This is a genomic window from Spirosoma arcticum (assembly GCF_054779955.1).
Map to the genome: position 1 here is coordinate 206,664 of NZ_BAAGXG010000009.1, position 26,498 is coordinate 233,161.

24 protein-coding genes and 1 pseudogene are annotated in these 26,498 nt (G+C 49.8%); 16 read left to right on the plus strand and 9 right to left on the minus strand.

Features of this window, described 5'->3' with window-relative positions:
* Nucleotides 1-9 precede the first annotated feature (9 nt).
* From ACYVHB_RS21060 to coaD, 3 genes are all read left to right on the plus strand, one after another.
* Nucleotides 10-501 (plus strand): NUDIX domain-containing protein, encoded by a 492-nt coding sequence (locus ACYVHB_RS21060; protein ID WP_461053766.1) that lies wholly within the window; start codon nt 10-12, stop codon nt 499-501.
* Nucleotides 502-615: 114 nt separating this feature from the next.
* The gene (locus ACYVHB_RS21065; protein ID WP_461053767.1) at nt 616-1,506 is read left to right on the plus strand and encodes a DUF3822 family protein; all 891 of its coding nucleotides are present in this window, start codon (nt 616-618) and stop codon (nt 1,504-1,506) included.
* Nucleotides 1,507-1,559: 53 nt separating this feature from the next.
* Nucleotides 1,560-2,012 (plus strand): pantetheine-phosphate adenylyltransferase, encoded by a 453-nt coding sequence (gene coaD, locus ACYVHB_RS21070; RefSeq protein ID WP_461053768.1) that lies wholly within the window; start codon nt 1,560-1,562, stop codon nt 2,010-2,012.
* 71 nt (nt 2,013-2,083) lie between these two features.
* Here the strand turns inward: coaD and ACYVHB_RS21075 are convergent, their stop codons facing one another.
* Nucleotides 2,084-2,800 (minus strand): NUDIX hydrolase, encoded by a 717-nt coding sequence (locus ACYVHB_RS21075; RefSeq protein WP_461053769.1) that lies wholly within the window; start codon nt 2,798-2,800, stop codon nt 2,084-2,086.
* A 118-nt stretch (nt 2,801-2,918) separates the two neighbouring features.
* Here ACYVHB_RS21075 and ACYVHB_RS21080 point away from each other — a divergent pair, with 118 nt between their 5' ends.
* From ACYVHB_RS21080 to ACYVHB_RS21090, 3 genes are all read left to right on the plus strand, one after another.
* Complete coding sequence (locus ACYVHB_RS21080; RefSeq protein WP_461053770.1) at nt 2,919-4,208, plus strand: hemolysin family protein; 1,290 nt, start codon at nt 2,919-2,921, stop codon at nt 4,206-4,208.
* 363 nt (nt 4,209-4,571) lie between these two features.
* Nucleotides 4,572-5,213: a response regulator gene (locus ACYVHB_RS21085; RefSeq protein ID WP_461053771.1), complete on the plus strand. Its 642-nt coding sequence runs from the start codon at nt 4,572-4,574 to the stop codon at nt 5,211-5,213.
* A 34-nt stretch (nt 5,214-5,247) separates the two neighbouring features.
* Nucleotides 5,248-5,613 carry a hypothetical protein gene (locus tag ACYVHB_RS21090; protein WP_461053772.1) on the plus strand — a complete coding sequence of 122 codons (366 nt, stop codon included), beginning with the start codon at nt 5,248-5,250 and terminating at the stop codon, nt 5,611-5,613.
* Between the two features lie 34 nt (nt 5,614-5,647).
* Here ACYVHB_RS21090 and ACYVHB_RS21095 read toward each other — a convergent pair whose 3' ends face one another.
* Nucleotides 5,648-7,621, minus strand: coding sequence for a tetratricopeptide repeat-containing sensor histidine kinase (locus ACYVHB_RS21095; RefSeq protein ID WP_461053773.1), 1,974 nt, complete (start codon nt 7,619-7,621; stop codon nt 5,648-5,650).
* Between the two features lie 207 nt (nt 7,622-7,828).
* On the opposite strand from ACYVHB_RS21095, the gene ACYVHB_RS21100 reads away from it, so the two are divergent.
* From ACYVHB_RS21100 to ACYVHB_RS21120, 5 genes are all read left to right on the plus strand, one after another.
* The gene (locus tag ACYVHB_RS21100; RefSeq protein WP_461053774.1) at nt 7,829-8,767 is read left to right on the plus strand and encodes a hypothetical protein; all 939 of its coding nucleotides are present in this window, start codon (nt 7,829-7,831) and stop codon (nt 8,765-8,767) included.
* An 85-nt stretch (nt 8,768-8,852) separates the two neighbouring features.
* Nucleotides 8,853-9,716 carry a hypothetical protein gene (locus tag ACYVHB_RS21105; protein WP_461053775.1) on the plus strand — a complete coding sequence of 288 codons (864 nt, stop codon included), beginning with the start codon at nt 8,853-8,855 and terminating at the stop codon, nt 9,714-9,716.
* 71 nt (nt 9,717-9,787) lie between these two features.
* Nucleotides 9,788-10,687: a hypothetical protein gene (locus tag ACYVHB_RS21110; RefSeq protein WP_461053776.1), complete on the plus strand. Its 900-nt coding sequence runs from the start codon at nt 9,788-9,790 to the stop codon at nt 10,685-10,687.
* Between the two features lie 17 nt (nt 10,688-10,704).
* Nucleotides 10,705-11,679 carry a hypothetical protein gene (locus ACYVHB_RS21115; protein ID WP_461053777.1) on the plus strand — a complete coding sequence of 325 codons (975 nt, stop codon included), beginning with the start codon at nt 10,705-10,707 and terminating at the stop codon, nt 11,677-11,679.
* 293 nt (nt 11,680-11,972) lie between these two features.
* Nucleotides 11,973-12,317, plus strand: coding sequence for a hypothetical protein (locus tag ACYVHB_RS21120; RefSeq protein WP_461053778.1), 345 nt, complete (start codon nt 11,973-11,975; stop codon nt 12,315-12,317).
* A 30-nt stretch (nt 12,318-12,347) separates the two neighbouring features.
* Here ACYVHB_RS21120 and ACYVHB_RS21125 read toward each other — a convergent pair.
* Nucleotides 12,348-13,547: pseudogene (locus ACYVHB_RS21125) on the minus strand (FG-GAP repeat domain-containing protein).
* Between the two features lie 45 nt (nt 13,548-13,592).
* Nucleotides 13,593-16,463 carry a PVC-type heme-binding CxxCH protein gene (locus tag ACYVHB_RS21130; RefSeq protein ID WP_461053779.1) on the minus strand — a complete coding sequence of 957 codons (2,871 nt, stop codon included), beginning with the start codon at nt 16,461-16,463 and terminating at the stop codon, nt 13,593-13,595.
* A gap of 188 nt (nt 16,464-16,651) precedes the next feature.
* Here ACYVHB_RS21130 and ACYVHB_RS21135 point away from each other — a divergent pair, with 188 nt between their 5' ends.
* From ACYVHB_RS21135 to ACYVHB_RS21145, 3 genes are all read left to right on the plus strand, one after another.
* Nucleotides 16,652-17,233: a Crp/Fnr family transcriptional regulator gene (locus tag ACYVHB_RS21135; RefSeq protein ID WP_461053780.1), complete on the plus strand. Its 582-nt coding sequence runs from the start codon at nt 16,652-16,654 to the stop codon at nt 17,231-17,233.
* 166 nt (nt 17,234-17,399) lie between these two features.
* Entirely contained in the window at nt 17,400-17,654 is a 255-nt protein-coding gene (locus ACYVHB_RS21140) for an SDR family NAD(P)-dependent oxidoreductase (protein ID WP_461053781.1), read from the plus strand.
* A complete protein-coding gene (locus ACYVHB_RS21145; RefSeq protein WP_461053782.1) occupies nt 17,614-18,006 on the plus strand; it encodes an SDR family NAD(P)-dependent oxidoreductase in 393 nt (130 codons plus the stop codon). Before ACYVHB_RS21140 ends, ACYVHB_RS21145 begins: the two co-directional genes overlap by 41 nt.
* Nucleotides 18,007-18,278: 272 nt before the next feature.
* Here the strand turns inward: ACYVHB_RS21145 and ACYVHB_RS21150 are convergent, their stop codons facing one another.
* Nucleotides 18,279-19,436: a sterol desaturase family protein gene (locus tag ACYVHB_RS21150; RefSeq protein ID WP_461053783.1), complete on the minus strand. Its 1,158-nt coding sequence runs from the start codon at nt 19,434-19,436 to the stop codon at nt 18,279-18,281.
* 268 nt (nt 19,437-19,704) lie between these two features.
* Complete coding sequence (locus tag ACYVHB_RS21155) at nt 19,705-19,902, minus strand: hypothetical protein (protein WP_461053784.1); 198 nt, start codon at nt 19,900-19,902, stop codon at nt 19,705-19,707.
* A gap of 345 nt (nt 19,903-20,247) precedes the next feature.
* On the opposite strand from ACYVHB_RS21155, the gene ACYVHB_RS21160 reads away from it, so the two are divergent.
* Together ACYVHB_RS21160 and ACYVHB_RS21165 are read left to right on the plus strand one after the other, a co-directional pair.
* On the plus strand, nt 20,248-22,731 hold the full coding sequence (locus ACYVHB_RS21160; RefSeq protein ID WP_461053785.1) for a hypothetical protein: 2,484 nt from the start codon (nt 20,248-20,250) through the stop codon (nt 22,729-22,731).
* The gene (locus ACYVHB_RS21165; protein WP_461053786.1) at nt 22,728-23,552 is read left to right on the plus strand and encodes a hypothetical protein; all 825 of its coding nucleotides are present in this window, start codon (nt 22,728-22,730) and stop codon (nt 23,550-23,552) included. The genes ACYVHB_RS21160 and ACYVHB_RS21165 overlap by 4 nt, the downstream gene beginning before the upstream one ends.
* A gap of 29 nt (nt 23,553-23,581) precedes the next feature.
* On the opposite strand, the gene ACYVHB_RS21170 is transcribed toward ACYVHB_RS21165, so the two are convergent.
* The 3 genes from ACYVHB_RS21170 to ACYVHB_RS21180 all read right to left on the minus strand — a co-directional run bounded on the left by ACYVHB_RS21170 (nt 23,582) and on the right by ACYVHB_RS21180 (nt 26,476).
* Nucleotides 23,582-24,172: a hypothetical protein gene (locus ACYVHB_RS21170; protein WP_461053787.1), complete on the minus strand. Its 591-nt coding sequence runs from the start codon at nt 24,170-24,172 to the stop codon at nt 23,582-23,584.
* Between the two features lie 16 nt (nt 24,173-24,188).
* Nucleotides 24,189-24,587, minus strand: a complete 399-nt coding sequence (locus ACYVHB_RS21175) for a hypothetical protein (RefSeq protein WP_461053788.1) — start codon at nt 24,585-24,587, stop codon at nt 24,189-24,191.
* A gap of 125 nt (nt 24,588-24,712) precedes the next feature.
* Nucleotides 24,713-26,476, minus strand: coding sequence for an ABC transporter ATP-binding protein (locus ACYVHB_RS21180; RefSeq protein ID WP_461053789.1), 1,764 nt, complete (start codon nt 26,474-26,476; stop codon nt 24,713-24,715).
* Nucleotides 26,477-26,498: the final 22 nt, after the last annotated feature.

A 26,498-nucleotide genomic window follows, 5' to 3' on the forward strand; every position in this document is an offset into this window, starting at 1 on the left:
ACCACTTACATGGATAATTCAATCCGGCAAGAGGTACAGGCGTTGTATGGAAATCGGCTGCGGCTACGCGTTTGTGGACTTTACCGGGAGAATGACCACCTGCTGATGGTGCGTCATCGGGGCATTGGTCCAGCTAATGCGTTCTGGAGTCCGCCCGGCGGTGGCATGCAGTTCGGCGAAACGGCTCCTGATGCGTTGGTTCGGGAGTTTGCCGAAGAAACCGGATTAACTGTCGACACGGGCGATCTGCTGTTTATAAATGAATTTGTTCAACCACCACTTCACGCGGTGGAATTGTTTTTTGCGGTCCGCCTTACCGGCGGCACACTTCAGCAGGGCGTCGATCCCGAAATGGAGGCCGACAGGCAGATCATTGACGAGGTGCGGCTGATGAGTTTTGCCGAAATTAAAAGCTACCCGCCTGCGGAAGTCCATACTTTGTTTCGACACTGTAGTTCACTTGACGATGTATTTGGACTGCGGGGTTACCTGTCTCCGTAGACCGTTTGCTTGTTTTTATTAAGGTTATCTGGAGAAACCGCCTAACTTTTAGTACGTTTATCCCCCCTTGCTGATTTCTATAACCATTAGTTGCTCTGAACTGTGCCAACCGTTGTGACCCTCGCGCCTACCGTAACCATCCGTGCCAATTCGTTCGACCCCGCACTCGCGGCCAAGTCGGTGCTGTGCATTGAAGTTGGACACGACCGGCTGCGGTTTATGGTTCAGAACGGGCGTGGGCGGGGGTGCTACCTCGAAGATTATACATTTCCGGCACTCCTTACCGATAACTCACTGACGGACAGGTTGCCCGACGTATTCCATACCAACCCGGTGCTATCGGCCGGGCCGTGGCAGGATATTCGGATCGGGGTTAACTCGCCGTCGTTTACGCTGGTCCCAAAACCGTTGTTCCGGAAAGAATACGCCAACAGCTACTTAGCGCTGATGCGCGGCAATCCGTTGCCCGCCCATGACTTTGCGCACGCCTACGCACATGAAGCCGAAGAGTTTTTGTCGGTCTTCAATCTGGAACACGCGCTGTTCGATTACTTCGCGGGCGTTTATCCGCTTCAACCGCTGACATTTATTCATCAGACGGGTGCTCTGATTCAGGCCACGGCCGATCTGGACCGCCGTTCGCTCACGCCCCACAACGTCTATCTGTATTTCGACGACGAGTTCGTAACCGTCATCTACCGCGAATCCCATCAACTGCGTTACTGCAACCGATTTGGCTACCGTAACGCGCAGGATTTATCGTATTACATCCTTTATGTCCTGGATGAACAGAAACTATTGCCCGACGCGGCTAACATTACTCTGTACGGCGAGATAACTCCTTTTGCAGAGTCGTACACATCGCTAAGCCGCTTTCTGCCCAACTTATCATTCGGTCACACGCCCCCCAGTCTGGCGTTAGCGCCTGAATTTGACGACTTACCCAACCATCGCTACTTAAGTCTGTACGGGCTTGGACTAATGAGCGAACGAGTGAATGAGTGAAAACCAGTCGGTGCCATTCGCTCGTTCACTCATTCGCTCGTTCACTCATTTACATGAAGCGTATTGCTCTTTTTCCCGGTTCATTCGACCCGTTTACTAAAGGCCACGAGGATATCGTGCTGCGGGGGTTGAAACTGTTTGATGAGGTTGTGATTGGTATCGGTCGGAATGCCCGTAAGGAACGCTATTTCCCGCTGGAGCAGATGATGCGGCTCATCGAGGAAGCGTTTCAGCATCAGCCCGCCGTCCGAATCATCAGCTACGACGACCTGACGGCCAACGTAGCCCGCAACGAAGGTGCAAAATTTTTGCTCCGCGGTCTGCGCAACACCACCGACTTTGAGTACGAAAACGGCATTTCGCAGGTCAATCGCTACGTATACGAAGAGGTCGATACGGTATTTTTAATTACGTCGCCCCACTTGGCGCCAATTAGCTCAAGCATTATCCGCGATCTACACCGCTACGGGCAGCATGTCGATGAATTTTTGCCGTATAAATTGTGAATGATCGGCAATCCCAACCCTAAAGCGGTAGGCTAATATTCTGGTATCAGCCCACCACTTTAGCGTTGGGATTATTGATTGACCAACTTTCCCATCTCCTCAATCACGTACCGGATTGAGCTAAATGAGTTAGTGAGGGCTAATTGAGTTTCCCGGTGGTTGAGCCAGGCTAATTTTTCAATGTCTTCGTCTTCCTGAGGGGTCATGCGGGTATCATCCACCACGTCCATTCGGTACCATTTAGTGCGTTTCAGCACAGGGTTGCCGTTCAGCGAGTAGGTGTGCCAGGTCGTACAAATACGGTCGCCCACCGAAACCCGGACGCCGGTTTCTTCTTCTACCTCGCGGGCGGCACCCTGCCGCGACGATTCGCCATCCTCTAATTTGCCTTTTGGCAGGTCCCAAACGCCCCGCCGAAACATCAGCAGTTGTTTGTTTCCTTTGACAATTACCCCCCCGGCGGCTTTGATAATTTTAAACGGTTTTTTGAGGGCCGTTTCGCAGTCGTCTTTGTCGAGGCACCCCAGCGTAACGGACAGCAGTTGGCTGGCGTCGGCCTTTTGGAAGAGTGCCAATAGTTTTTCGACGGTGGCCGGGGTTGCGTTCAGCACCAGCAGGTGGCCGTGTAGTGCATCGGCCTTGAGCACCTCCAACCGCGCATCCACGATCTGGTCGTAGTCGGTGAAGGCTTTGTGATTCGACGGGGCCGTTGACGCTGAACTCATCAACTGAGAAGCGGCCTTGGGGCCAACAAGCCGAATGGGGCGGTCATGAATGAAAACAATCATTGGGGCGATAGCGGTTCAGGGTGTAAAAGTAGCAAAACCCCCGGTCTGTGGTGCGGATGAACTGGTTGGAAACGATTTCAGTTTCTCTATTTTTGCAGCAGGCCAATTACCTCCCTTTGTGGAAATTCTTCTTATTGTAGTACTGACGATTCTGAACGGCGTATTCTCCATGTCAGAAATCGCCCTCGTTTCCTCCCGACGATCAAAGTTAGAAGCAGACGCTAAAAATGGTGACCGCCGGGCACAGGCCGCGCTCGACCTGGCCAACTCGCCCAACCGATTCTTATCGACAGTACAGATTGGTATCACCCTGATTGGTATTTTACTGGGTATTTTCTCGGGCGATACGCTTACCACCGATGTTCAGAATTGGGTAATCCAAGTCGACTTTTTACGGCCCTACGCACACTCAGTGGCGGTGGTGCTGGTGCTGTTGCTACTGACGTACCTGTCGCTGGTGCTGGGCGAACTGGTACCCAAACGCATTGGCCTCTCCAATCCCGAAGGCATTGCCAAAACGATGGCCGCTCCGATGGAGATACTGTCGAGAATTACCGCCCCGTTTATTGCGCTGCTCACCTTTTCGAGCGATTCACTGATTCGGCTCCTGCGCATCCGAGCCAGCGAAAACGCGGTCACGGAAGAGGAAATCAAGAGCCTGATTCAGGAGGGTACGTCAGGAGGTGCTATTGAAGAGATCGAGCAGGAGATTGTCCAGAACGTGTTTCAACTGGGCGACCGCAAAATCACCTCGCTGATGACCAACCGACAGGAAATTGTTTTTCTTGATCTGGATGACGAACCCGCCGAAAACCGGGCCAAAATTCTCGAATACCGGCATTCCGTTTATCCGCTCTGCAATGGCGGGGTCGATGATGTGGTAGGCCTTATTTACACGAAAGACTTTTTGGGCAAAGACCTCGACACCGAACTGCTGCGGCTGTCCGACGCGAAGCGCGATGCCCTGTTCGTACCCGAGAACAACCGGGCGTATCAGGTGCTGGAGCGATTCCGGGAGCGCAAACAGTACGTCGGCATCATCGTCGACGAGTATGGGGGTGTTTTGGGCATGGTCACGCTCAACGATATTCTGGACGCGCTGATCGGCGAAATTGACGACGATCCCGAATCGGACTACGACATCCGTCCCCGCAACGACGGCACCTACTTAATCGACGCGCAACTGCCGTTCGAGGATTTTCTGTCGTACTTCGACATCACCCTCTCGGCCCAAACCCGGCGCGATTTGACCGGCTTTGATACTCTCGGCGGTTTTGCCCTCTACATACTGAAAGACATTCCCGAAACCGGCGAAACGTTCGTTTGGCAGACGTACCGGTTCGAGATTGTGGACATGGATAAGAGCCGGATCGACAAGATTCTGGTGCATAAATTGGAGCAGGAGTAAAGCGTTCCGGGCCGGTCGTTTTTCAGCGGTGTACTGTTCAGGATACCGGTCACAACCCGTTACTTTTCGTAATATCCTCAAATTGTAGGATACGAAATCATTAGAATCCGGGATTTGCAGGCGGTGCGAAAGGTCAGACCTTTACAGTGTCTGCTATCCACACCATAAACCTGTCCTGTTTGCTCACTTGACTAAGACGGTCATTTTTCTAACTTTGATGAGTGGGCAAACCTAATTTCGGCATCTTAAAAAAACAAATTAACGATACTTACACTCTTGATATCAATATGGTGATTTACAGTTCGTTGACTTTTGACTATTTATTCATCAGATTGCAATTGATTTGTTGTTGACACCCACACCATGCGTATTCTCGTAGCCGAAGACCAACGAATTGTGCTGGACAGCATTGCCATGCTCCTGTCGAGTATCGACGGCATTGAGGTGGTGTCGAAACACACAAATGGTCGGCAGGTATTGACCGCGCTGGACATTGAGCCAGATATTGACTTGGTGGTTTCTGACCTTCAAATGCCCCTGATGGGTGGTATTGAGCTGACCCTTCAAATCCGCGAACGGTTTCCACACGTAAAAATCTGTTTGCTGACGGTGGCCGACGAACCTCAGGCCATTAAAGATGCCATTCGCGCTGGGGCCGATGGATACGTACTGAAAAATGCCGAACGTTGGGAACTGGAAATGGCCTTGAGCATGATTGCCAACGGGAATAAGTTTTACAGTGAACAGGTGCTCATGAAACTGGCTAATGAAGCCGGTATCGAGCTAATACCCGATACGGGAAAACCAGACAAAATAATCATTACGAAGCGGGAGTTGGACGTGCTAAAGTTGATTGCTCAGGAATTTTCGGGGACTCAGATTGCCGAGAAGCTATTCATTGGCTCCTCTACCGTTGAAACACACCGTAAACACCTGATGCAGAAATTAGGCGTTCAAACCACGATTGGTTTGGTGAAGTACGCCATCAAATTTCAAATCATTTAACTAAACTGTTTCACTTTTAACCACCACTCACACAATGGCTGATTTAAAATACGTTCATTTACTAAGTTTTGCGAGAATTGGGGAAACTGAAACTGAGATCGAAGGAATGAAAAGGCCAACGGTGGTTCTTCTTAATGGCAAAGGAGAGCCTCAACATTCCATTCATCACCCCTTGATTTTTAGAGGCCCACTGCCACCTAATAGAGTCTTTGACACAGTACTTGATGATGAGCTTAGCACTCCCGTCAAGCTTATAAATATACTTGCAGAATTTGACGAGAATCAGTTCAACGAACACAAAGCAAACATACCCTCTCTAACCCAAATAGAATGGGATGGTCTCGCCAAATCGAACAATCTGGGTGGCATGACCCCAATTATTCCACCAATACGACGATGAGTAGCAACTTGTAGAAACGAAGTGGTTGCCTGCTTCAGGCCATTTGGATATTCCCATTGAGACGAACGGTTTCAATGGGAATTTTTATGATTATTCGAGTCCCTTTTTCGCCAGGTAATACGAAATTGAACGTTCCGCCCAGCGAGTCTAACCGGGTTTGGATATTTTGCAGACCAACGCCCCGTTTGTCTGAATATTGACCCATTCCTACGCCATCGTCCGTAACCGATACGTCGATGCCGACGTCGGTTCTGAACAGACTGATATCAACGGTGGCGGCTTTGGCGTGTTTGATAGCATTATTAATCAATTCCAGCACAATGCTGTACACATTGAATTCGATCTCTATGGGCAACCGCTCCCGCAAGCCAGTTATCGTGAATGAAAATTGCAGCGGTGAGTTTTGATTCAATAGGTCAATTAACGTGGTCAGCGTTGTGGTAAGTCCTTCTTTTTCGAGTTCTGCTGGGAGAATATTATGCGAAATGTTCCGTACTTCATTATACGCGTTTTGAATAAGCTGTTTTACATTTCGGTAAACGGATTGTTCGGTTTCCGACAGGTTTTGTGGGTCGATTAGCTGAATACTCATGTTCACCGCACTGAGCAAACTGCTCAGGTTGTCGTGCAGTTCAATGGCTACTCGCTTACGTTCGATCGTTTGCCCTTTGAAGAGTGCCCCTTTTATTTCCTCGTTTTTCCGGGTCAGTTCCCGGTTGGCCGTGACGAGTTCTTCGGTGCGTTCCGCTACTCTTGTTTCTAAGGTTCTGTTGATGTCGGCAAGTTGCTCCTGAGCGGTTTCGAGTAACGTTCGTTGCTGGTCGATCTCCCGATTTTTGGCCTCCAGCCGCCTGGTGTTCCAGAAGAGAAGCGCTGCAACAAGCAAAATGGCAGCTATCCCCAGAAACAGTGCGCTTTGAATCTGTGCCAGTTGCTGATTCTGGTTTTGCTGGGCCAGCATTTGTACTTCTTGTCTTCGCAATGTATTCTCTTTCTGCACATTGTCATACTGAGCCTGTACCATCTCAATCTGTTGCTGAGTCTGTACTTTCGACAGGCTGTCTTTCAACAGGACAAAGTTTTCGTGGGCGCTCAGTGCTTTTGCCCATTCGCCTGTCTGCCTGAAAATCTTATAGAAATTTTCGTCGGCTTCAACTACAATACTGCTGTTTTTCACTTGTAGAGCTGTTTGTTTGGCCCGATGGCAATAGGCTAGTGCCTGTTGCCATTTTTTCTGCTGTATGTACGCATTCGTGATGCTAAGCAGAATACTTCCTTCCAGGTCAACACTGCCAATTTTGCGGCATAAAGCCAATGCTTTTCCATAAAAAACGAAGGCTTTGGTTAAGTCTCCCATCTCCTTGAACACACCTCCAATGGCATGCAAACTCTGTGATTCATGCCATTGATTGTGCTCTGTTCGGGCCAGATTATACATTTCCTGATTAACTCTCAGGGCATCCGTCAAGTTACCCTGTGCCCGGTATATCACGCCAAAAACACTCAGAATCGACGACTGGATGGTTGCATCGGGGTGATTACGAAGAATGTCCAGTCCTTGCTGGCAACGTTTTTTTGCTTTCGCGTAGTCCTTAAGGCTGGCATATGCATGAGCCAATGCGGCATACGACCTTGCCATTCGGGTGTACTGTTTTAATTTTTCAGCTAGTGGCAGAGCTTTATAATTATACCATATACTCTGCCAATATTCTCCTCGTACTTGATGGAGATAACTCGCGTACTGGTAGGCATAAATGAGTTCTTTCTGTAGTTTGGGGTTCCCGCACAGCCGAATCAACAGCGTATTATAGTGCGCCGATGAATCCACATTTACGTCAACATATGCGCTCATAATGGCCTTCAGCGTCTGGTAACGGAGTGTATCCTTAGTATATCCCTTCGGTTGTTTCTCCAAGCTTCCTAACTCCCGTTTCAAGCTGTCGATCTGGCGGGGTTGGGAAAACCCAATTTGCACCAGCAAGCATAGAAATAGTAGCAGTTTTTTCATGAAAGTGTGGGGTTTAGACAAACTTACGCAGTCTGCTTTTATTTCCAAACCGGGGATGCCAGATCGTCCACCGACGGTAATATCCCTAAATTAAAGGATGCAAAATCATTAGAATCAGGGATTTATGGGCGGAATTTGCGTATCGACCTTTGAGATGTTCAAACCGCTTCTTGTCCAGTCTTTCAAATAATATAAAATTACATCCGCATGAAAACTACTATCCATACCCTGTTCAGCTACCTGCTGATAGTATCGCTCCTATTCGGTTCAACTGCGTGTCCAACGGGAAACAAAGACCCGCAACCAATTACGCCCACTGTAACGGTTCCAACTACGCCCATTGTGACGGTTCCACCTACATCCGCCGTAACGGTTCTAAGTGATCCAAACGAGGTATCAAAAGTTGTGGTAATTCCTGGAGCTACTCAGCAGCAGGGTAGTCCGCCGACACCGACGAACACACCCAACACACCAGTGCTTTCTACCCCAACACCCGATATAAGTGCGATAAGTGGACAGGAAACAACCATCACTCTTAATTACTCAAATGCGGTAGGTAACATCAATTTTATCTATATTCAATTTGAGGGAGCAAGCTCTTATTTTAAGATTCCTATCGGCTCCAATTCTGGAACAGTGGGGCAAATAAGAATTCCAATCAAAGTTCCTGAAATCGTTTCCATTCCTCGGTGCAGCCGTTACCAAATGTTTGCTACAACGTATAATGGAGCTTGTAAGTCAATTGGTGGCAACTGTTTTACCAGCAATCTGCCACCCAGACCTGGTAAGGGTACTGCAAGTATTAGCGGCCAAAGCTACGATGCTACTGCCGTCTGCGATATTGATTTTGCCCCCTACGGAAAAGGGTACGGTATACTGATTGGTCAAGAGAAAGCGATTATTCTGTACAATATGCGGCAAGGCACCAATCAGTTAGGAGATTTCGAGAAGCTAATAGATGATAGTAATGGTGATATACCAACAAGCCCCTTTGCCGCCTTCTTTGACATCTCTTCTTCAGCCTTTTATTTTTCTGTATCTGGTACGGCCACTGTCAGCGGTAAAACAGCTTCTGCTTCGGGGGTTTTCAAAGAAGTGGGTGGCTCACGCCAAATCAGCGTCTCCGCATCGGGTAACTGTCAGTAAACAATTTTCCACACCATACCAAATAGAACCAACTCTGTTGGCCGACCATCTGATTGGTCAGCGGGGAGGGCTTCCCATCACGGCCATGAAAACCATACAACTCTTTATACTGATACTATTGCTGTGCCCGCTGGTAAAAGCACAGGACACCATCCTGAAAACCGACCAGACTGAACTGTCGGCCAAAGTGGTGGAAGTTACCAACGATGAGGTGAAATTCAAGCACTTCAACCGGCTTGATGGCCCGACCTATACGCTAAAAAAGTCGGAAGTATTCGTCATCATTTACAAAGACGGAACCCGCGAGAAATTCACTTCCGTTCCTATGCCTTTTGTTGCATCGGTGCCAACTTCCCTAACCGATACTCCTCAGCCGGTGGTCCCCCTGGTGCCTTCGGCAAGCAGCCCGACCGCTTTGGTTGAAAACCCACAAACTACTCGCCTGCTACTTACAAAATTGACTAACGGGCGACAATACACGTTCAAGAGCGGAGACCACATACGGCTTAAGAATGACGATGACTTCTATAACGGCAACTTTTCGAGCTATCAGGTGCAGGGGGTTGGTCGCGAAAAATTACTGCTCACAGCAGGTGGAACCGACTACGGCATGCCTTATCGGAATATCACTGGCATCAAGCATAAATCATCCAACGCTGTCCAGAACATATTTCGCTTTGGGGGAGCATTGCTTACCGTGGCGGCTTATCTATCGTCCAATAATAAATCGAACTACGGGTCATATACGACTTACGGCTCCACTTACTACCAAAAAGCACTTACCTGGGAAGTACCGGCTTATGTGGCTGGAGTCGGTATGGTCGTAACCAGTTTCTTTCTTAAAAAGCCCTATCTAAAGTTTAACAATCCCAATCGTTTTAAGTGGGAGGTTATTCCCGATAATTCTCGCCAGGCACCTATTTATAATCCCACCACGAGTACCCGCTAACGATCCGTAGCGAACTTGACAAAAAACGGTTGTGCTTACCAAATACAACCGAACAAATTCTTTACAAAATCATGGAAGTATTAAAGGTGATTACCTCACTTCAGCTTCTCCTATGCCTGTTTTTAGGCGACGGCTGGGTTGAGAAAGAGGTTGTAGTGACCTCATTCGGGAACGACGAACTGTTCATCAATGCCGATGTTACCGCCTTTATCTGCAATGCGAGCGGTAACCGACAACGCAACGGCGATTACCTGAAAATAATCAACAACGGGAAGTATCCATTTTATGTACGGGCAGCACCCTCAAGCGCGTATATCAATCCGAAAAAAGCAACGGTCAAATCGGCAACGGTTTCAAATGTGTTTTTTGATATGGGCCAGGTCTCTCCTGCTACGAGCCGTGTTTTTGCGGTAGTCGAAGGCCGGAGTTCCTCCGAGGAATATTTACCCACTCACGCTGAGGTAATTGTGAAGTACTACGGTAGGACTGACAAGGCTGCTGTATCTGGTGCAAATTCGGGACCAGGACAGCGCAGTTCTGATTGGCAAGGCTCTGATTTGCCGGGTCAAGAGTCAACGTCGAACCGGGCAAATGCTGACATTAGTCCCTTTGATTATGCTGACTATAGCGACTACAAGTTTGCATCGGGCAGTAGTTATGGCTTTCTCAATTTTAGCTGTCCCGGCCAAAAAATCTACTACGTGACCGAGGTATTTAGCTATGACCCAACTAAGCCGGACGAAACGCGGGATAATTTATTGAGGGCTTACCTGCGCTACGTTAACAAAGCCAGTGGTAAAGCGTACAAATTTGACGAAGTGATTCCGTCATACACAAATCCGTGTTCGCTCTATTTTGAGAAGGGAATCAGGTCCTTAACGAAGGAGGAAGCAGCAGAAATTCGGGATGGAGTAATAAAACCGCTCGAACGTCAGCGAATTCAGATCAACAGTATCAAAGTAAAATTCTAAAACCAAACCGGATTACCATGAAAACTCTATCCCCACGCCTGCGAAATGTATTTTTCTGTCTTGCCCTTTGGACACTATTTGTATTAAACAGCCCGACTACAGGGTATGGGCAGCAACTTTACGAGCAGTATGCTAAAGGAGCCCAAACAGCTCGCTGTTTAGCCGACATTACGAAATGCCCGGAACAGCGGGTTTACATGATTAAACTCGCCGAATGGAATGAGTGCATGGTAAAAACGTTGAGAACGGGATCGGGAGTGAGCGAATCTGATTGTGAACGATACAAACCTCTTACTCAAAACCCGCCCAACTGTCCAGAGAATTCTTCCATGACGGATGTGCCCCAGCAATTAGCTGATTGCATGGCAGGGAAAAGTTCTGGTGGTGGCAGTTCACGCAATAACTCCGGAGGTGGCAGCAGGAGCGGTAACTCGTCGCCATCTACTTACTCACCAAGTGGCGGCACTACCCTGAAAGACCAGATGAGAAACCGGTTGAGTCCCGATCAGCAGGTTCAGTTTGACCAGATGACCCCGAATCAACAGGCTATTGTAGGGGGTGCCGGATTACTGGCCGATGCCTTTGAGAAAGCCGGTGAGCGTAAAGAACAGGAGCGGACAAGCAGACGATTCGGTACACTTCAGGAGAAAGAGGCACTCTTGAACGAAGCTAAAGGTTTGAGATATGCTGCAAGTGGTAATTCCCGGTTTCTGTTTCTATTAGGAGGTGGTTTGGGGACAGCTATAGGTGTAAGTGCGGTAAGTAATCCAGCAAATGAGGAGCCAAGCCCATGGGCTTATGTCATGGCAGTGGGAGGTGGTGCTTTATCACTCTTTACCATATTTGGTATTGGCAAAGACATTTCCAGGCGCTCAAGAGCAAAGGAACTGGAACGACAGGCGAAAAATATGCAGGTATCGTTCGCGCCTGTTATCCAAGGTGTACAGAGTGGTTACACATATAATGGCCTGCGTATTAGAACGAGGTTCTGAAACCTCTCCCCGGTCGGTGGTATCACCGACCGGGGAGAGACATTGCCATACCGATCAGTGCATAATTCTTCACTTGATGAAATCGTACTTATCGCTGGCAGACCAATGAATATTCATCAGGGGTAGCTGGAGAGGGACTCTGGAAATTGGCGACACACAAACGAATAGGAGCTACGCTGAATAGTAAATAGTTCACTTAACCGGCTGCTCCTACTCCTAACCGAACTGATAGGTTGTTTTGAAACAGCCAAGCCGGTTGATGCGTTAAATAACTTTACTAAATCAACACGGCCATGCGATACCTCATCCCTGATTCCACTGACCCAGTTGAAATGCCGGACCACGGCGGAGACTCCAGTCAAGTGCCATCGGGTATGGATAATGATCCTCATGCCGACGAAGAAGTAATCAATCAGCAGGCTGGCGAACAATATCCCGAACCCGTTGAGGAATCGACGCAATCCAGTGATTCGCCCAAGTTAGCGCCCGACAACTTAGCCGACTCCATTGCTTACGCACTTGATGGCAGTGGCCCCGGTCCAACCAACGATACGCCCAATGTGTCCGGCCACAAGGTGATTACGGAAGGCACTACCGGTCACGGACCGGACGATGAAGAAGACGCGTTGCGGGCGTAGCGATCAGGGCGTTGCGACGCTTGTACAATTCTATTGCTTCATTCGGTTTTCAAACAAGAAAACGCCATTCTTGTTGGCCGTGACAATGTCCGGCTTTCGGTCGCCGTTCATGTCCTGCACCACGATATTGAGACCCGCCCCAGAATCAGTATCAATCACGTGCTCACTCCAGTGAGGCTGCTTATTCGGGTTGAGGTCTAACCACAGCAGAATGGCCGCATCACTGTCGCCGGGGTCACGGCCGTGGTGAGCCAGAAATCGCTTTCCGGTGATGTAATCGGCCCGGCCATCGCCGTTCAGATCGGCCATAATGGACGAATGGGTCTGGGCGGTTGTGGTACTCATCAGATGGGTTTTGAAGTTGAGCGTACCATCCTCATTCACTTGTTCGTGCCACCACACACCCAACGCGTGGGCCGATGCGCTGACGACATCATTTTTCCCGTCTCCGTTTACGTCCAGCACCTGCATGTGCGAACAAGGTTCGCCCAGATTGGCCGACTGAAATACCCAGTTGCCCGCTTTCCTATCGGCCGTGCCCCTGAACCACCCTTCCCGAACGACCACGTCTTTCAGTCCATCCCCGTCTACGTCGCCGTAGCCAATGCCGTGCGAAAAGATTTCCGTTCCATGAACGTTCTCATTGCTGAGGGCGAACCGCTTCCACATCGTGTCGCCCCGTTTCAGCGGGGCCTGCAGCCAGACAATTTGCTTCTTGGTCTTATCCCCGCATAAGATATCGAGTCGGCCATCACCATCCACGTCAACAAAGCCCGGTGATTCGTTGGTGATGCCTACCGAGTCGGCGATGATGTGTTTTTTCCAGTCACCTGATTCTTTTTTTGGATTCTCGAATCAAAAGCCCGGCTTTCCGGGAAAATCAACGATCACTACGTCATCCCAGCCGTCCTGATTTACGTCCATGCCCAGGTTCAAAAACGAATTGCTGTATTCCTTTCGTGGGTCAAACGTTCGGGAAGGGGCCAGCTCATGACGGGTCCAGGTGGGGGCTTCAAACCAATAGTACCCGGCAACAATATCCGGGCGACCATCCTTATTCAGGTCGGCTACGGCTACACCCTCCGAGATGAAATCGCCGGTGATCTTCGTCTTTTTAAAGTCAGTTGACGGGGTAGCCTGTTTTGTCTGACTGTACGCGTTTGTCAGCCAGCAGAAAAGCAGCAGACTGCTCAATACCCGTCGGCGATTTTGATCGATTCTTGTCCTCATACGTAGTTGACTGATTACGCTTCAGCGAATAGAACGCAGATTGGCTCACTCTCCCAACACTTTAGCAAGCAGCGTTTGAATTTCATGCTGTTCGGGCGAGTGTTCCAGTTTGCCCAATCGGTCATTCAATTCTTTCAGCAGCCTTTTAGAATCGTCGCTGCCAATGGCAGCAATGCGTTGAATCGTGTACGGCAGGTGCTTCGGCATTTTTGATTTTTGAGCCAGCGCCAGCGCCCGCTTCATATCAATAGCAGCTAAGGGTTCGGCAGCGTACCAAAGCATCAGCGGCAGATTATGGTCGTCCTTGTCGTCGAACCGCTGAACAAGCGCATCCAGCACGTCCCACCGCTGAGCCGGTTCCAGCCGGAGAATGGCCGATGTCAGGTAGAGCCGGACCAGCGCGGACGTGTCCTGCTGCGCCAGCGTGGCAAACCGCTTCAGGGTCTGGGGCGAAACGGCTTTATTTTCGGCCAGTAGCTGAATAGACCAGCTTCTGACGTGTTCATTTTCGTGACCCAGTAAATTCGTCAACTCCGCTTCGGTAAGTCCTTTCGTCACGTGAAGTGCCCACAGCGCCCGGAGTTTTCGGGTGGCGTCTGGGTTTTGGGCCAGGATCTCTTTCAGCGCTTTATGCACCTTTTTGTTCGGGCCGCGCTCCTGCAAAATCGTCCGGGCCTGCCGCACGTACCATTCGTTGGTATGAAGCTGATAATTCACCAAGTCCTGGTCCGTAGCTTTGGCTAAATCGACCTGCACCCGTTTGTCGTTTTCGTGGGTGATTTTGAAGATCCGGCCCATGGTTTTGTTATGCACATCGGGATTTGGGCTGTGGCACTGGTTTTTATCGTACCAGTCGATAGCATACACCGAACCGCTGGGGTCATATTTCATATTAAGCCATTGCGACCACGCGTCGTTCATGGTCAGGAAATCCGGTTTGTGGGTGACCGTATACCCCGATCCAGATCGGGTCGGCTGGTCCCGATTCAGCCGGGCGCCGTTGATGTTGTTCATGAAAATGGTATTGCGGTATTCTTTCGGCCATGAATCTCCACCGAGGTAAATCATTGCCCCGGCATGGGCATGGCCACCCCCCGCCGAAGCCGACCGGAAATTACCGGCATGAGGGCCGCGTTCGCCCACCCAGTGAACATGGTCGGCGTGGGTTTTGAGGTCGTCGTAGGTGTAGGGATTGAAATGGTTGCCGCCCTGCCGGTGGTAGCGCCCGCCCTGTATCATGTGATACATGTGCGGAATCACGCAGGCGGTGATGAAAGCGTGCCCGTAGTCATTGAAATCAAGCCCCCAGGGGTTGCTGGTGCCTTCGGCGAAGACCTCGAACTGGTGCGTCGTCGGGTGATACCGCCAGACCCCGGCGTTGAGTTTCGTTCGTTCCGAATCGGGAGCGCCCACTTTCCCGACGTTCGAATGAGTGAACACGCCGTGATTGCCGTACAGCCAGCCATCCGGTCCCCACCGCAGGCTGTTCAGGACCTCGTGCGTATCCTGCGTGCCCCAGCCGTCGAGCAGTTTCTGGGGCGGACCAGCGGGCAAATCAGTTTTGGCATCAACCGGAATAAATAGCAGGTAGGGGGCCGCACCGAGCCACACCCCGCCCATACCCACCTCAATGCCGCTGACTAAGTTCAGTCCTTCGGCAAAGACTTTGCGTTTGTCCAGGGTGCCATCGCCATTGGTGTCTTCAAAAATAAGAATACGGTCCCGACCCTGTCCTTCTGGTGCCGGAACGGGATAAGTGTGTCCCTCAACCACCCAAAGCCTGCCGCGTGAATCAAGGGTAAAGCTGATGGGGCGAATAATATCCGGTTCGGCGGCTGCCAGCATAATGGTAAATCCTTTGGGAAGCGTCATCACCTTGGCCGCTTCGCTACCCGATAGCCCAGCATGAAGGACCGGGTCTAAGGGCGGCAGGATAATAATGTCCTTCTGTTTCAGTTCGTTGGGGAAATTGGGACGGCTGGGGTAAAAAAGAAATTCATCGAAGTTAATGTGCGCCCATTTGTCGTTTGGTATGTAGGGGATCTGCGAAATTCCGGTCTCGTTATCAATGATGCGGATGACGATCTCCCGATTTAGATACGGTTGCAGATCCACCACCACCGGCTGAAGGGTAGCCCTGCCTTGCCCGGTGCTGTGAAAAATGACCTGATCCGTCCCCGCCAGTACGAGTTCAACGCGCGTATCGAGCAAGGCCCCGCCCGAAACCCGGAAGGCGGCAAAAGGCTGGCTCACAGTAAACGGTACGGAGGTTAGTGTGCCGGTCAGTTTATAGTTTGTTGTTCCCCCGCTGCTCAGAAAATGGGTTCCATCGAAGCCGATGTGCATCTCTTTTTCGTGAACGGGGGAAGGGTCTTCGGCGAAAAGCGGGTCGGCAAACGCATCGCCGGTGGCGGTCCAGTCTTTCAGCGTACCCGTCTCGAAGTTTAGATTTAGCGGTTGTCCATTTTTCATCGGTAGCTGTCCGGCAACCGTCGCATTCGAAATCACGCCTTCCACCACCTCAAAAGCGCCGACCATACCGGCCGCCCGGTGCCCCGGAACCGAACAGAAATACGTATCGCTTTTTTCGGCGGTAAACGTAATGCTGGTGCGGGTTCCCTTTTCCTGAAGCGTTCTGCTTTTCACGCCCAGTTTTTCCAGCGCAATGTCGTGCGTCATCAGCTCCCCGTTGGTAATCGTAATCCGAACGCGGTCGCCTTTGTTGGCCCGCAGCGTAGGGTTGCGGGAACCATCCCTGCCGAAATAACCCAGCATGGTCGCTTCCAGTGCATAGTCGCGGTCGATTCGGGCGGTGTCCTGAATTGGCCTGCTTTTGGAAGACTGAGCCGTGCTGTCTGTTCGGGCTACGGAAAGGGCGACAACCAGTATTGAGAAGAGCCAGCGAGCGTTATCCATGGCAGTAATAGCGTAACTTTTAGGAATATTCACCTTAAAAGTAGGAGAAAATTTGTTGCCGCCAATGCTGGATTTATTCCCGAACCTACTCGAATGGCCGTCCCGCTACCCGCGCTACCGGCAGATCAGCCCGAGGGGTTGGCCTCTCCACTGTTGCGACTTAGTGAATCGTTACCGACATTCAGGGCATGGCTCAGTCCCCGCTTTTCACCTACTTCAACGCCATTGCCCCACTTTCGGAAGCTGCCTGGCAGGCCATCGCGCCGTTATTCCAGCAGCGGCTGCTCAGCAAGCACGCCTATTTTGCGGAAGCCGGGCCGGTGGCTGATTCCTTCGCCTTCATGGCCGAGGGCGTGGTTCGGGTATTCTATCGCACTGCCGACGGGACCGAGTACAACAAACACTTTTTCACCGCCCCTACGACCATCGGAGCCTACTCCTCCTTGGTGACGGGGCAACCCAACCTGATCTACCAGCAGGCCATGACCGACTGCACGATCTGGGTGGCCAACTACGCCCGCTTCAACGAATGCTGCGACCGCTTTCCTGACCTGGAGCGGATTGCCCGGCGCAATGCCGAGCTGTATTTTGTTCAGAAGGAACAGCGCGAGGTGGAACTGGTCTTGCTGGATGCAGGTCAGCGCTACGAGCAGTTTCAGCGCGACTATGGCCATTTGGAGCAACTCATTCCGCAGTACCACATTGCCTCTTATCTCGGCGTAACGCCTACTCAGCTCAGCCGCATTCGCCGGGCAATAGCCGGTCGGTAACTGGTTCGTAGTTGCTTCACTTCTTTACCTATGTAAATGACTGGCGTTTGTGGGTACGTGATCTTTGTCTTCATAATCACGTTTAAAAACACCGCAGTGGCGGACCATCGCAGTGGCGGACCATCTCTATCAAATCGCTCTGGTCAGGTTCAGTCAATCAAAAGTCATGAAAACAACGGGGAATTGCATCCTCATCACCGGCGGCTCATCCGGCATTGGCCTGGCTATGGGCCGGCGATTTGTCCAGTCAGGTAACGAAGTTATTATTACGGGGCGGGACGCGGAGAGACTACGGCAGATTCAGCTTACTGAACTGCCTGCGCTCCATACGTTCCGGGGTGATTTGAGCCGGGCCGAAGATCTCCACGAACTGGTTCATTATGTTAGAACAGCACCACCCCCGGCTCAACGTGCTAATTAACAATGCATCGGTACAATACAATTACCAATTCGACACGGAGCCGGATGCCCTCTGTAAAGTCGACTACGAAATCAGGATCAACCTGATAGCACCCACCAAACTGATTGCCTTGCTGACCGCCAACCAGGACCCGGCCATTGTGAACATGTCGTCGGCGCTGGGGTTTGTGCCGAAAGCGTCGGCTCCGGTGTACGACGCTACCAAAGCGGGTATTCATATTTTCACCCAGGCATTGCGGTATCAACTGCCTGGTGTGCGGGTGATGGAAGTGATTCCGCCCTTAGTCGATACGCCCATGACGGCGGGGCGTGCGGTCCGGCAGTGGCAAGATTTCGCCGGACGCGCTGGTTGATGAATTTATGACCGGCTGGCAAACCAACCGGCTCGAAACGCGCATTGGTCGGGCAAAGGTGCTGCTAACCCTGCACCGCTGGCTCCCCGGCGTGGCCGGGCGCATCATGCGACGCAGTTAAGTTATTTGACACTCAACGAATTGGTGGGCTGCGCCGGAGTGCATTTCGACAAATAGCAACTGAACTGTTACTGCCCCGGCTGTCTTCTGCCTGACCGTTCAACCCCGCTTAAGCGCATCCCTGATTCTGACTACACCATAGCTGGTATTCGTTATGAAACGCGCAGGTCGATCTGTTCAGAACGGGCTCTGGATTGGCACATCAGAATCTGACCCTGCTGAATGGCTTGGAGCGTCAGGTACGTCTGAGTCTCATTCATCGTGACCTCGCCAGCAGTGCAGACCGCCCGGCACGTGCCGCAACGACCAGACCGGCACAAGTACGGCACCGACACGCCCGCCCGCAAAGCCGCATCGAGTAATGTCTCGTCCTGATGAACCGGCACCTCATGAACCTGACCGGCCAGCGTTATCTGAGCCTGCGCTACCGCCCGAGCGGGCAAGCTGGCTGGCTGGTCGGCCCCGTCGTCATAGGCTTTGCGGTGTACCTCAACCGCATCGTCCCCCTCCGTTTCAGCCTTGCCCCGGCGAAACAGGGCGCGGTAGGTAGCTTCGTAATCCCCGATTTCGGTATTCATGATCCGGTCCCACCACAGAAAGTACAGCCCGTAGTTACCATCGAACCGTTCGTGGTGCATGTTGTGGTGCGTCGACGGCGTTTTCCACTTCAGCAACCAGTGGTTTGTCCACCAGGCCGGGTATATCTCGTAGCCCATGTGTCCGATGACGTTGAAGGCAATGGCCCCCACCTGCCAGGCAATGATAGCTCCGAGGTGCACCGGCACTACCGCAGCATAGCCAATGATCAGCACCGCCGATCCCATTTCGAGAATGCCCTCTGCGGGGTGAAACCGGTAGGCGGTGAAGGGGGTGGTATCGACGCTTTCGTGATGAACTTTATGCATGTATTTGTAGATCATCGGGTGGTGAATGGTGCGGTGCATCCAGTAAAACCACGTATCGTCGATCACGAACAGCACAAAACAGGTGAAGACCGAATACAGTACCCCGCCATGCTCATTGATGTCGGTGTAGATTTTAAACAGCCCGCCCGTGTCAGCCGCCCCCGAACTGCCGTGGAGCAGCCACAGATCAGCCACCGAATAAAGCAGCACGAAAACCAGCGAATGCCGGATCTCGGCGATGTACTGACGGGTGTCGGCCCGTTGCACTGGCTGAATGCGCCGGTTGGCGAAGTACCGTTTGCCGATTACCCAGAACACCAGAAAAAAGGGGATTGTCCAGAGAAAATACCAAATGGCCTGGTCAAGAAAGGAAGCGGCAAACCGCTCGAAAACGGACTTGTTCATGATGAAGTTGGGATTGACCGTTAATCACTCGATTTGTCTCAGGGTACAAAAACCGTCTTTCCCACAGTCTCTGTCCCTTGTGATTAACAGGACAAACGTAACGGGCGCACTCAGGTTGACTGGCGGAAATCAAACCGAACCGTCAAAAACAGAGACTGGAAAATAGGATCGAGAGACTGAATGATGAGTTGGGATAAAGGATTTTCAACGCCGTGGGGTAATCCTCATGCCCGGCCAGCCGAAGGCCAGTACCAGCGATTTGATTTTCTTATTCGGCAATAGCTTTAACGAAACGGTGTCGCCGAGCATACACCGACATGGCTTCGTCGGCGTTCCAGTACGAATCGCGCCACACGACCTTGCTCCGCACGTCGGCGGGGAGTAAATCGTACACCTGCGTTTTGTTCTGCGCTACTTCTTTGCTCACTTCAGGGGCTAATAGCACTTTCAGGCCAGTTTCGCGCACCCAGGTCGTGTATTAGTTAATAGTAATGCCTGTTCAGAAGTGCCCGGCGAAATTGACAACGGCGCGACCCGTCTCACCGCGTTTGGTCGTAACCTGACCTGTGCATAATTAAGGCCGTAGATATACGCGTCGAATCAGGAAAAAGAATGGGTATTTTTCCCCTTTTCCTGTTGATTAATGACATTTACTTTTGAGCATTAAACATAAGATTGTCTAAAGCACTGAAACGGTTGATGCGGCTACGTTGGTTGCAGCGGCCTGATACAGGCGTTTAGAGAAGTGAGACCCCGGTACATTTCTACTATGAGAGTAACATATCCCACGAGCGTTGATAAAATAAATTTTATGAATATTGACAAGAAAGTACCAGGCCTGACAGTCCGAAGCTGCGTTTCTAACTTCGTTGGTTACAGTTGGTTTGCTTTACTGACTACTTCCTGTTTAACGTTTAATGAGCAAAAACACGTAAATGGTATTATTCGGGATTATCATACTGATACGATAATTTCAAATGCAAGAATAAGGATTCCCCGGGTTGGACTCGACATAGGAACCGATATGCTTGGCTATTTTGAAATACCTAAAAAACATAATTTTCAACTACCTAAAAAATGCATTTTTCGAAAGAAGATTTGCCCCACCTGTTTAACTACAAACGATATAATGGAAATATCTGTTTCCGGCGACACTACAGAAGTTCCGCTTTCAGAAAATATTAAATTTTACAAAATATTAATTAAAAATGGCGATAAAGAATTAAAATCAGATACATTCAAAGTGGCTGATATGCACTACCATGTAACGATGAAACCACATAACGAATTTGCTCAAAATATGTATTTTAGAAAAAAGGACCAAAAGGATCCTCTTTTCTGCGCAAAAAAGAAACTTTCGCAAAAAATATTTGATAATTCAGACAATAACGATCATTATTTACTTTGGGCGCTTCGCTATAGAAAATTAAAGGTACTGCATAATGGGGAGTACGTGAAACCGCCCCGTATCTGTTCAATTGATCCGAAAGCAATGTCTGAACCCGAAGAGCAGGAAAAATACGAATTATTGAAAAAATTGTACGAAACTAAATGGATTAAGCCGCAAAGTAATAACAACAATCTTTTTCATTATTCACAAGCTACATTACCTCACCTAAAAGCAGGCAACGTAAAGCTTGCTTTTAATGCCATATCACCTTTTGAACATAATCTGGCAAATAGTCGGTCAAAAAGAATAATCAGCAGACGTTTTAAATCAAATAGTAGACGCGAGTGGCTTAATACAATCGGGGGAATTGACAAAAAACGAAAGCGCTTCTTTCTAACGCACTGGCAAAACTATAAAAACGAATTAAATCTTATAAAAAACCAAAGTCAAAAATTAAATAATTTTGGATGGAAGCTATTGGAATCCGGTGAACAACTAAATACTGATACGGTTAGTCATTTTATTGTTAACGTAATGGAAGGCGCTCATTCGTTTCAGGACAAAGTATTCATGGGGCATTTGTACCTGAATGAAAAACTTAAAGAAAAACCTCAAAAAGAGAAAGAAATTTTGGAAGAGAAGATAATATTTGCACAACAGGTAATTAAAGAAGATTCTCTATATATTTATAGGAACTTTATAGACACTACTTCTAATTATGATTATAAACAATTAATTGAGAACCCGGCTAATAAAAATAGAGTTCAGATAAAAGAGGCATCCGAAATTGCGGAAGCGAGTTTGAGTGATGTGGTAATGGAGGAACTTAAGAAAAACATACGTGAGTTAAAAGCTGATCGCGATAGGCCCGTATTCATGGTCACCGTATCCCATCTGTCATGGAATGGAATGACCGGAAATGCTACCGCCCTTGATACAAAGGGTGTGGGGCGAACGCTAATCAAACGGTTATACCGCATTAAGGCCAGCGACGATAAAAAATTATTAGAGCAGTGGAGAGGGCTTTTTTATACTGAATCAATTAATCAATACGGCAAGCTCCTGATTGATAGCTTACTGTCAAAAAAAAATGGGGATAGACGCGTACTGATCGATTTAAAACATGCCGATTATCCGACCCGCAAGTATTTTTATGAGACGGTGCTCAAAAACGCTGAATTCGCCGACGTGCCTCCAATCTGTTCACATTGTGGAGTTAACGGGCTACATGAAATAAATTATTCGGACTTTGTTGACGAATATTCATTAATCAAGTCATCAGCGGATAGTGTCTTTTACCCCTTAAGTCTTAATTTATATGATGAAGAAATACGAACTATTTGTGATAAAAATGGAATTATTGGTATCCCTTTTGAACAGCGCGTATTGGGTGGTTTATTGAAACCGGAACGAAAAAAATTCATCTGTAGGTCACTTGATTATTTCAAGTCCGATCCAAAATACAAAAATTTTATTGACGCTGCGTTAGTATACACGAGAGATACGATGCCGATTGGAATGGTCAATCCTGAACAACTGTTTGCTGTTTTCAGGAATGATTATTTAAGTCTTGAACCATTCATTCAGAATTTATTTCATATCATCGACAACTCCGGTAAAGTTGGTGAAAGCGCGTGGAAACACGTCTGCTTAGGGACCGACCTGGATGGTATCATTGATCCCATTGATATTTGCCCAACGGCTTCCCAGTATCCTCATTTTAGGAAAAGGCTCACTCAGTTTATTCCCATCTTTCTGGCAATGCGAAAATTGTCTGATTCCAAAAAATCTGATTATGACGATTATTTTGGTAGTTCATCGACTGCTATTCCATTGAATGAAGCGATGAATTTTCTAATGTATACCAGTTTAAAGAATTTTGTCGCTACTCACTTTAGCAAATGAAAGCAACTACATTCGGTATTTTGTCGTTCTTCTGGTTAGCAGCCAGTTGGCCAGCTTTTGCTCAATTGCCAAATGATCGATTCAGGGATGTGAACGCTTCAGGTCCATTCCCAATTTACGTGGCTGTTCAGGGAACGTATGGCAAAGATTTTGATGAGTATAAGTATCTAAGCAAATTATTTGCCAAAGAATTCGACGCTTTTAAGAAGAGAAATCTTTGGGGTGGCGAGGCTTCCATTGGGTTTATAATTAATGAGGATAAGTTGCGTAATATATTAATTGAACCAATCTGCTTCAGGTACTTGCAAAGAAGAGCAAGAGGAAAAGAAGATAACCGATTACGTTACATTCATCAAACGTCCAGTTTTCGGATAGGTTATAGACAAAATATTTTCTACCCCGTAACGGCTCATTTTCTGATTGGCTTTATTTATTTTTCCCAGCAAGTTGCCCGTATTGACCAAATCGATTCAGTAGGGAGCTACTCCAGTTCAAGGGTATCAATGGTGGATGGGCTATTCAGCGACGGGTATAGAAAAAATAACTCAATTATTCCAGGCGTGGAGGGTAAAGTCAGACTCAATATTATTGATGCGGTAAGTTCTTCGGGTGGCCTCGGAGCCTATATTGAAGTGTATGTTTCCCATATAAATAAAAAGCCACTCGCTGCCCAGCTATTGTTTCCGAATCAGTCCGTTAAATTAGAAACAGATAAATGGAATAGTAGTATTTCCTTTGGACTTGTTATTCCGTTGGCCTTACGGGTGAAGCGCCTTTTTGGAAAAAAGAGTAAATGGCCCCCAAACGGATTGGCCAATTAATGGATACCGTTGATTTCCGTAAGAATTCCTTAGAAGCGGTAACTGATACCGCCACCGAGCATAGAACTAATACCCGCGTCGCCTAAGTTAGCCACCCGCAACCGAACGTCGGCACCCCAGCGCGGGTCAAACAGCCACTCGTATTCGGTGGTCAGGTGCCCACCCGTGTTCAGGCCGTGGCGTTGCTGCCGGTCAATGGCGACGCCCTGCAGGCCGGTTCGCGTAGACAGTGTGCTCGCGCCCCGGTATGTATCGTCGCGCTGATACCAGGCCGACAGCCCCGCGCCCAGCCGCAGCGCGTGGCGTGGGTGGCGCAGAAAATCGAACAGCACCGTAGCATCGGTCGTGAAGCGTTCCCGGCGGTTGGGACCGGGATCAACGTCATTGAACGGCCTGTTCGGCGACGTAACGTATAGATAGCCTGCTTCGGCGGCAACCACGAGCCGGTCGTTGCCGATGTGACGGGCCAAACGGCCTACGTAACGCGGACCAACGGCATCGGGCGCATCGAGCGAGGTGAGGTCAACACCCACGCGGGCCGAGTAGCGACCCACCGGGACCTGGGCGCGTATGAAGCCCGACAACAGTAAAGCGCCGAGTAACAGAACGTAACGGTTCATAGTGGTAGGGGAAGGGTTATTGGAGATACCAGTCGATACTGAGCGAACCCGTTGCGCCCGGTGCGCCTGTCACGACCAGTTCGGTTTGTTCTTTCGAGTAGTAGTCACCACCAAAATACGCGTTCGTGTACGTGCCAGCCACCAGCGTATCACGCCGGACAAATTGCCGTCCGGTAGTAGCGGTTAACTGATTGACAACCAGCGCAACCGGTTGGCTGACGGTGCCGCTAACCCGGATCGTGATGGAATTTGGGTAATCATCGCGGGCCGGAAGCAGCGTGCGGATTGGCGTTGAGAAATTATTGATCAGCACCCGCTGATACGGCCGGTCGATGGTGGTTATTTCGCGGCAGCCAATCAGCGCGAACAGCAACAGCCCGGCAGCGACCGTGCGGTTAAAATAAGCCTTTTTCATGAGTTGAGTGCTGAGGTTCATGGAGCAAAGAGCCGGGAGCGGGCAAATTGGTTGGAAACGGAACCGAAAATAAGTCGATAGCTGACGGCTCATCTAACGGGCATAACTGGCTAAACGTCGACACGTTACACGACTTCTTTGTACTGCATCCGGTACAGGTTGGCGTAAAAGCCTTCACGCTGAAGCAGTTCCTCGTGGTTGCCCTGCTCCGCAATCCGCCCTTTGTCCACGACGATGATATTGTGGGCTTTCTGAATGGTCGACAGGCGGTGCGCAATCACGATGGCGGTACGGCCTTTCATTAATTTGCTGATGGCATCCTGAATCATCTCTTCCGTTTCCGTATCGACCGAGGAGGTGGCTTCGTCGAGCACGATGATTTTAGGGTCCTGCACCATTGCCCGCACAAAGGAGATCAACTGCCGCTGCCCCACCGAAAGCGTTGATCCGCGCTCCATAACGTTGTACTCGTAACCGCCTGGCAGCCGCTCAATGAAGTCGTGAACGCCCACCAATTTGGCCGCTTCAACTATTTTTTCGCGGCTGATGCGTTTGTCGCCGAGCGTAATGTTGTTTTCGATGGTGTCGGAAAACAGGAAAACGTCTTGCAGCACTACGCCAATGTTCTGGCGCAGATACCCCAGTTCGTAGTCATGAACATCCACCCCATCCACCTCAATAGTGCCCTTATTGATGTCGTAGAAGCGGTTCAGCAGATTAATTATTGACGATTTGCCCGCACCCGTTGCGCCCACAAACGCGACGGTGTCGCCCTCGCCCACGGTAAACGAAATATCGCGCAGCACATAGTCCTCGTCGTTATATGCAAACCAAACGTTGTCGAATTTCACTTCACCCCGAATGGTGGCTGGTTTGTAGATGCCATCATTGGTCGTGAACTCGTCGCTATCCAATAGTTTCAGAATACGGTCGGTGCTGACGATGCCCATCTGGAGGGTGTTGAAGCGGTCGGCCAGCATCCTGATCGGTCGAAAAAACAGGTTGATGAACATGACGAAGGCCGTGATCGTACCAAACGTAACATCGGCACTGATGACCCGCCCGGCACCGTACCAGACCACCAGACCAACCGCCACCGCCGATATTATGTCGGCCACGGGATAATAAACCGAATAATACCAGATTGACCGAATGTTGGCCTGCCGGTGCTGATCGTTGATGGTGCGAAACTTTTCGGCTTCGATTTTCTCACTGCCGAAGATCTGGACAATGTTCATGCCCGTGATGTGCTCCTGCACAAACGAGTTCAGGTTGGCAACGGCCGTTCGTACTTCGTTGAACGACGTTTTGATCTTTTCCTTGAAAACGTACGTGCTGAACAGCATCAGCGGAATGGTCGACAGGCTGATGAGCGCCAGCCGCCAGTCGGTGTAGAACATGACGGCAATGATGAGCACTAATTGCAGCAGGTCGCCCGCAATGGCAGCCATGCCTTCGCTGAACACGTCGGCCAAGGTTTCAACGTCCGAAATAGACCGCGTAACCAACCGGCCAATGGGCGTATTGTCGAAGAATTTCAGCCGAAGCTGAATGATTTTCTGGTATAACTGCACCCGAATGTCGCGGATCACATATTGACCCAGCCAACCCGACAGATACGTGTTTGAAAACTGCACAATGGCCTGCACAATTAATACCCCAATCATCAGCACCAGCATCAGCGTTAGCTGTCCATAATCACCCGCAGCAATCACGTTGTCGATGGTGTAACGGATGAGCAGGGGTGTGAGCGGGGCCAGACAGGCCGCCAGCATAATGATGCCGATCAGGGCGTAAAAGCGCAGTTGGTACGGCTTCACAAAGGCGTACAGCCGCTGGAGAATATCAATGTCGAAAATACGGCCGGCGCTTTTTTGTTCTTCGTTCACGGGAAAGTGCAAGTGGGCGGTT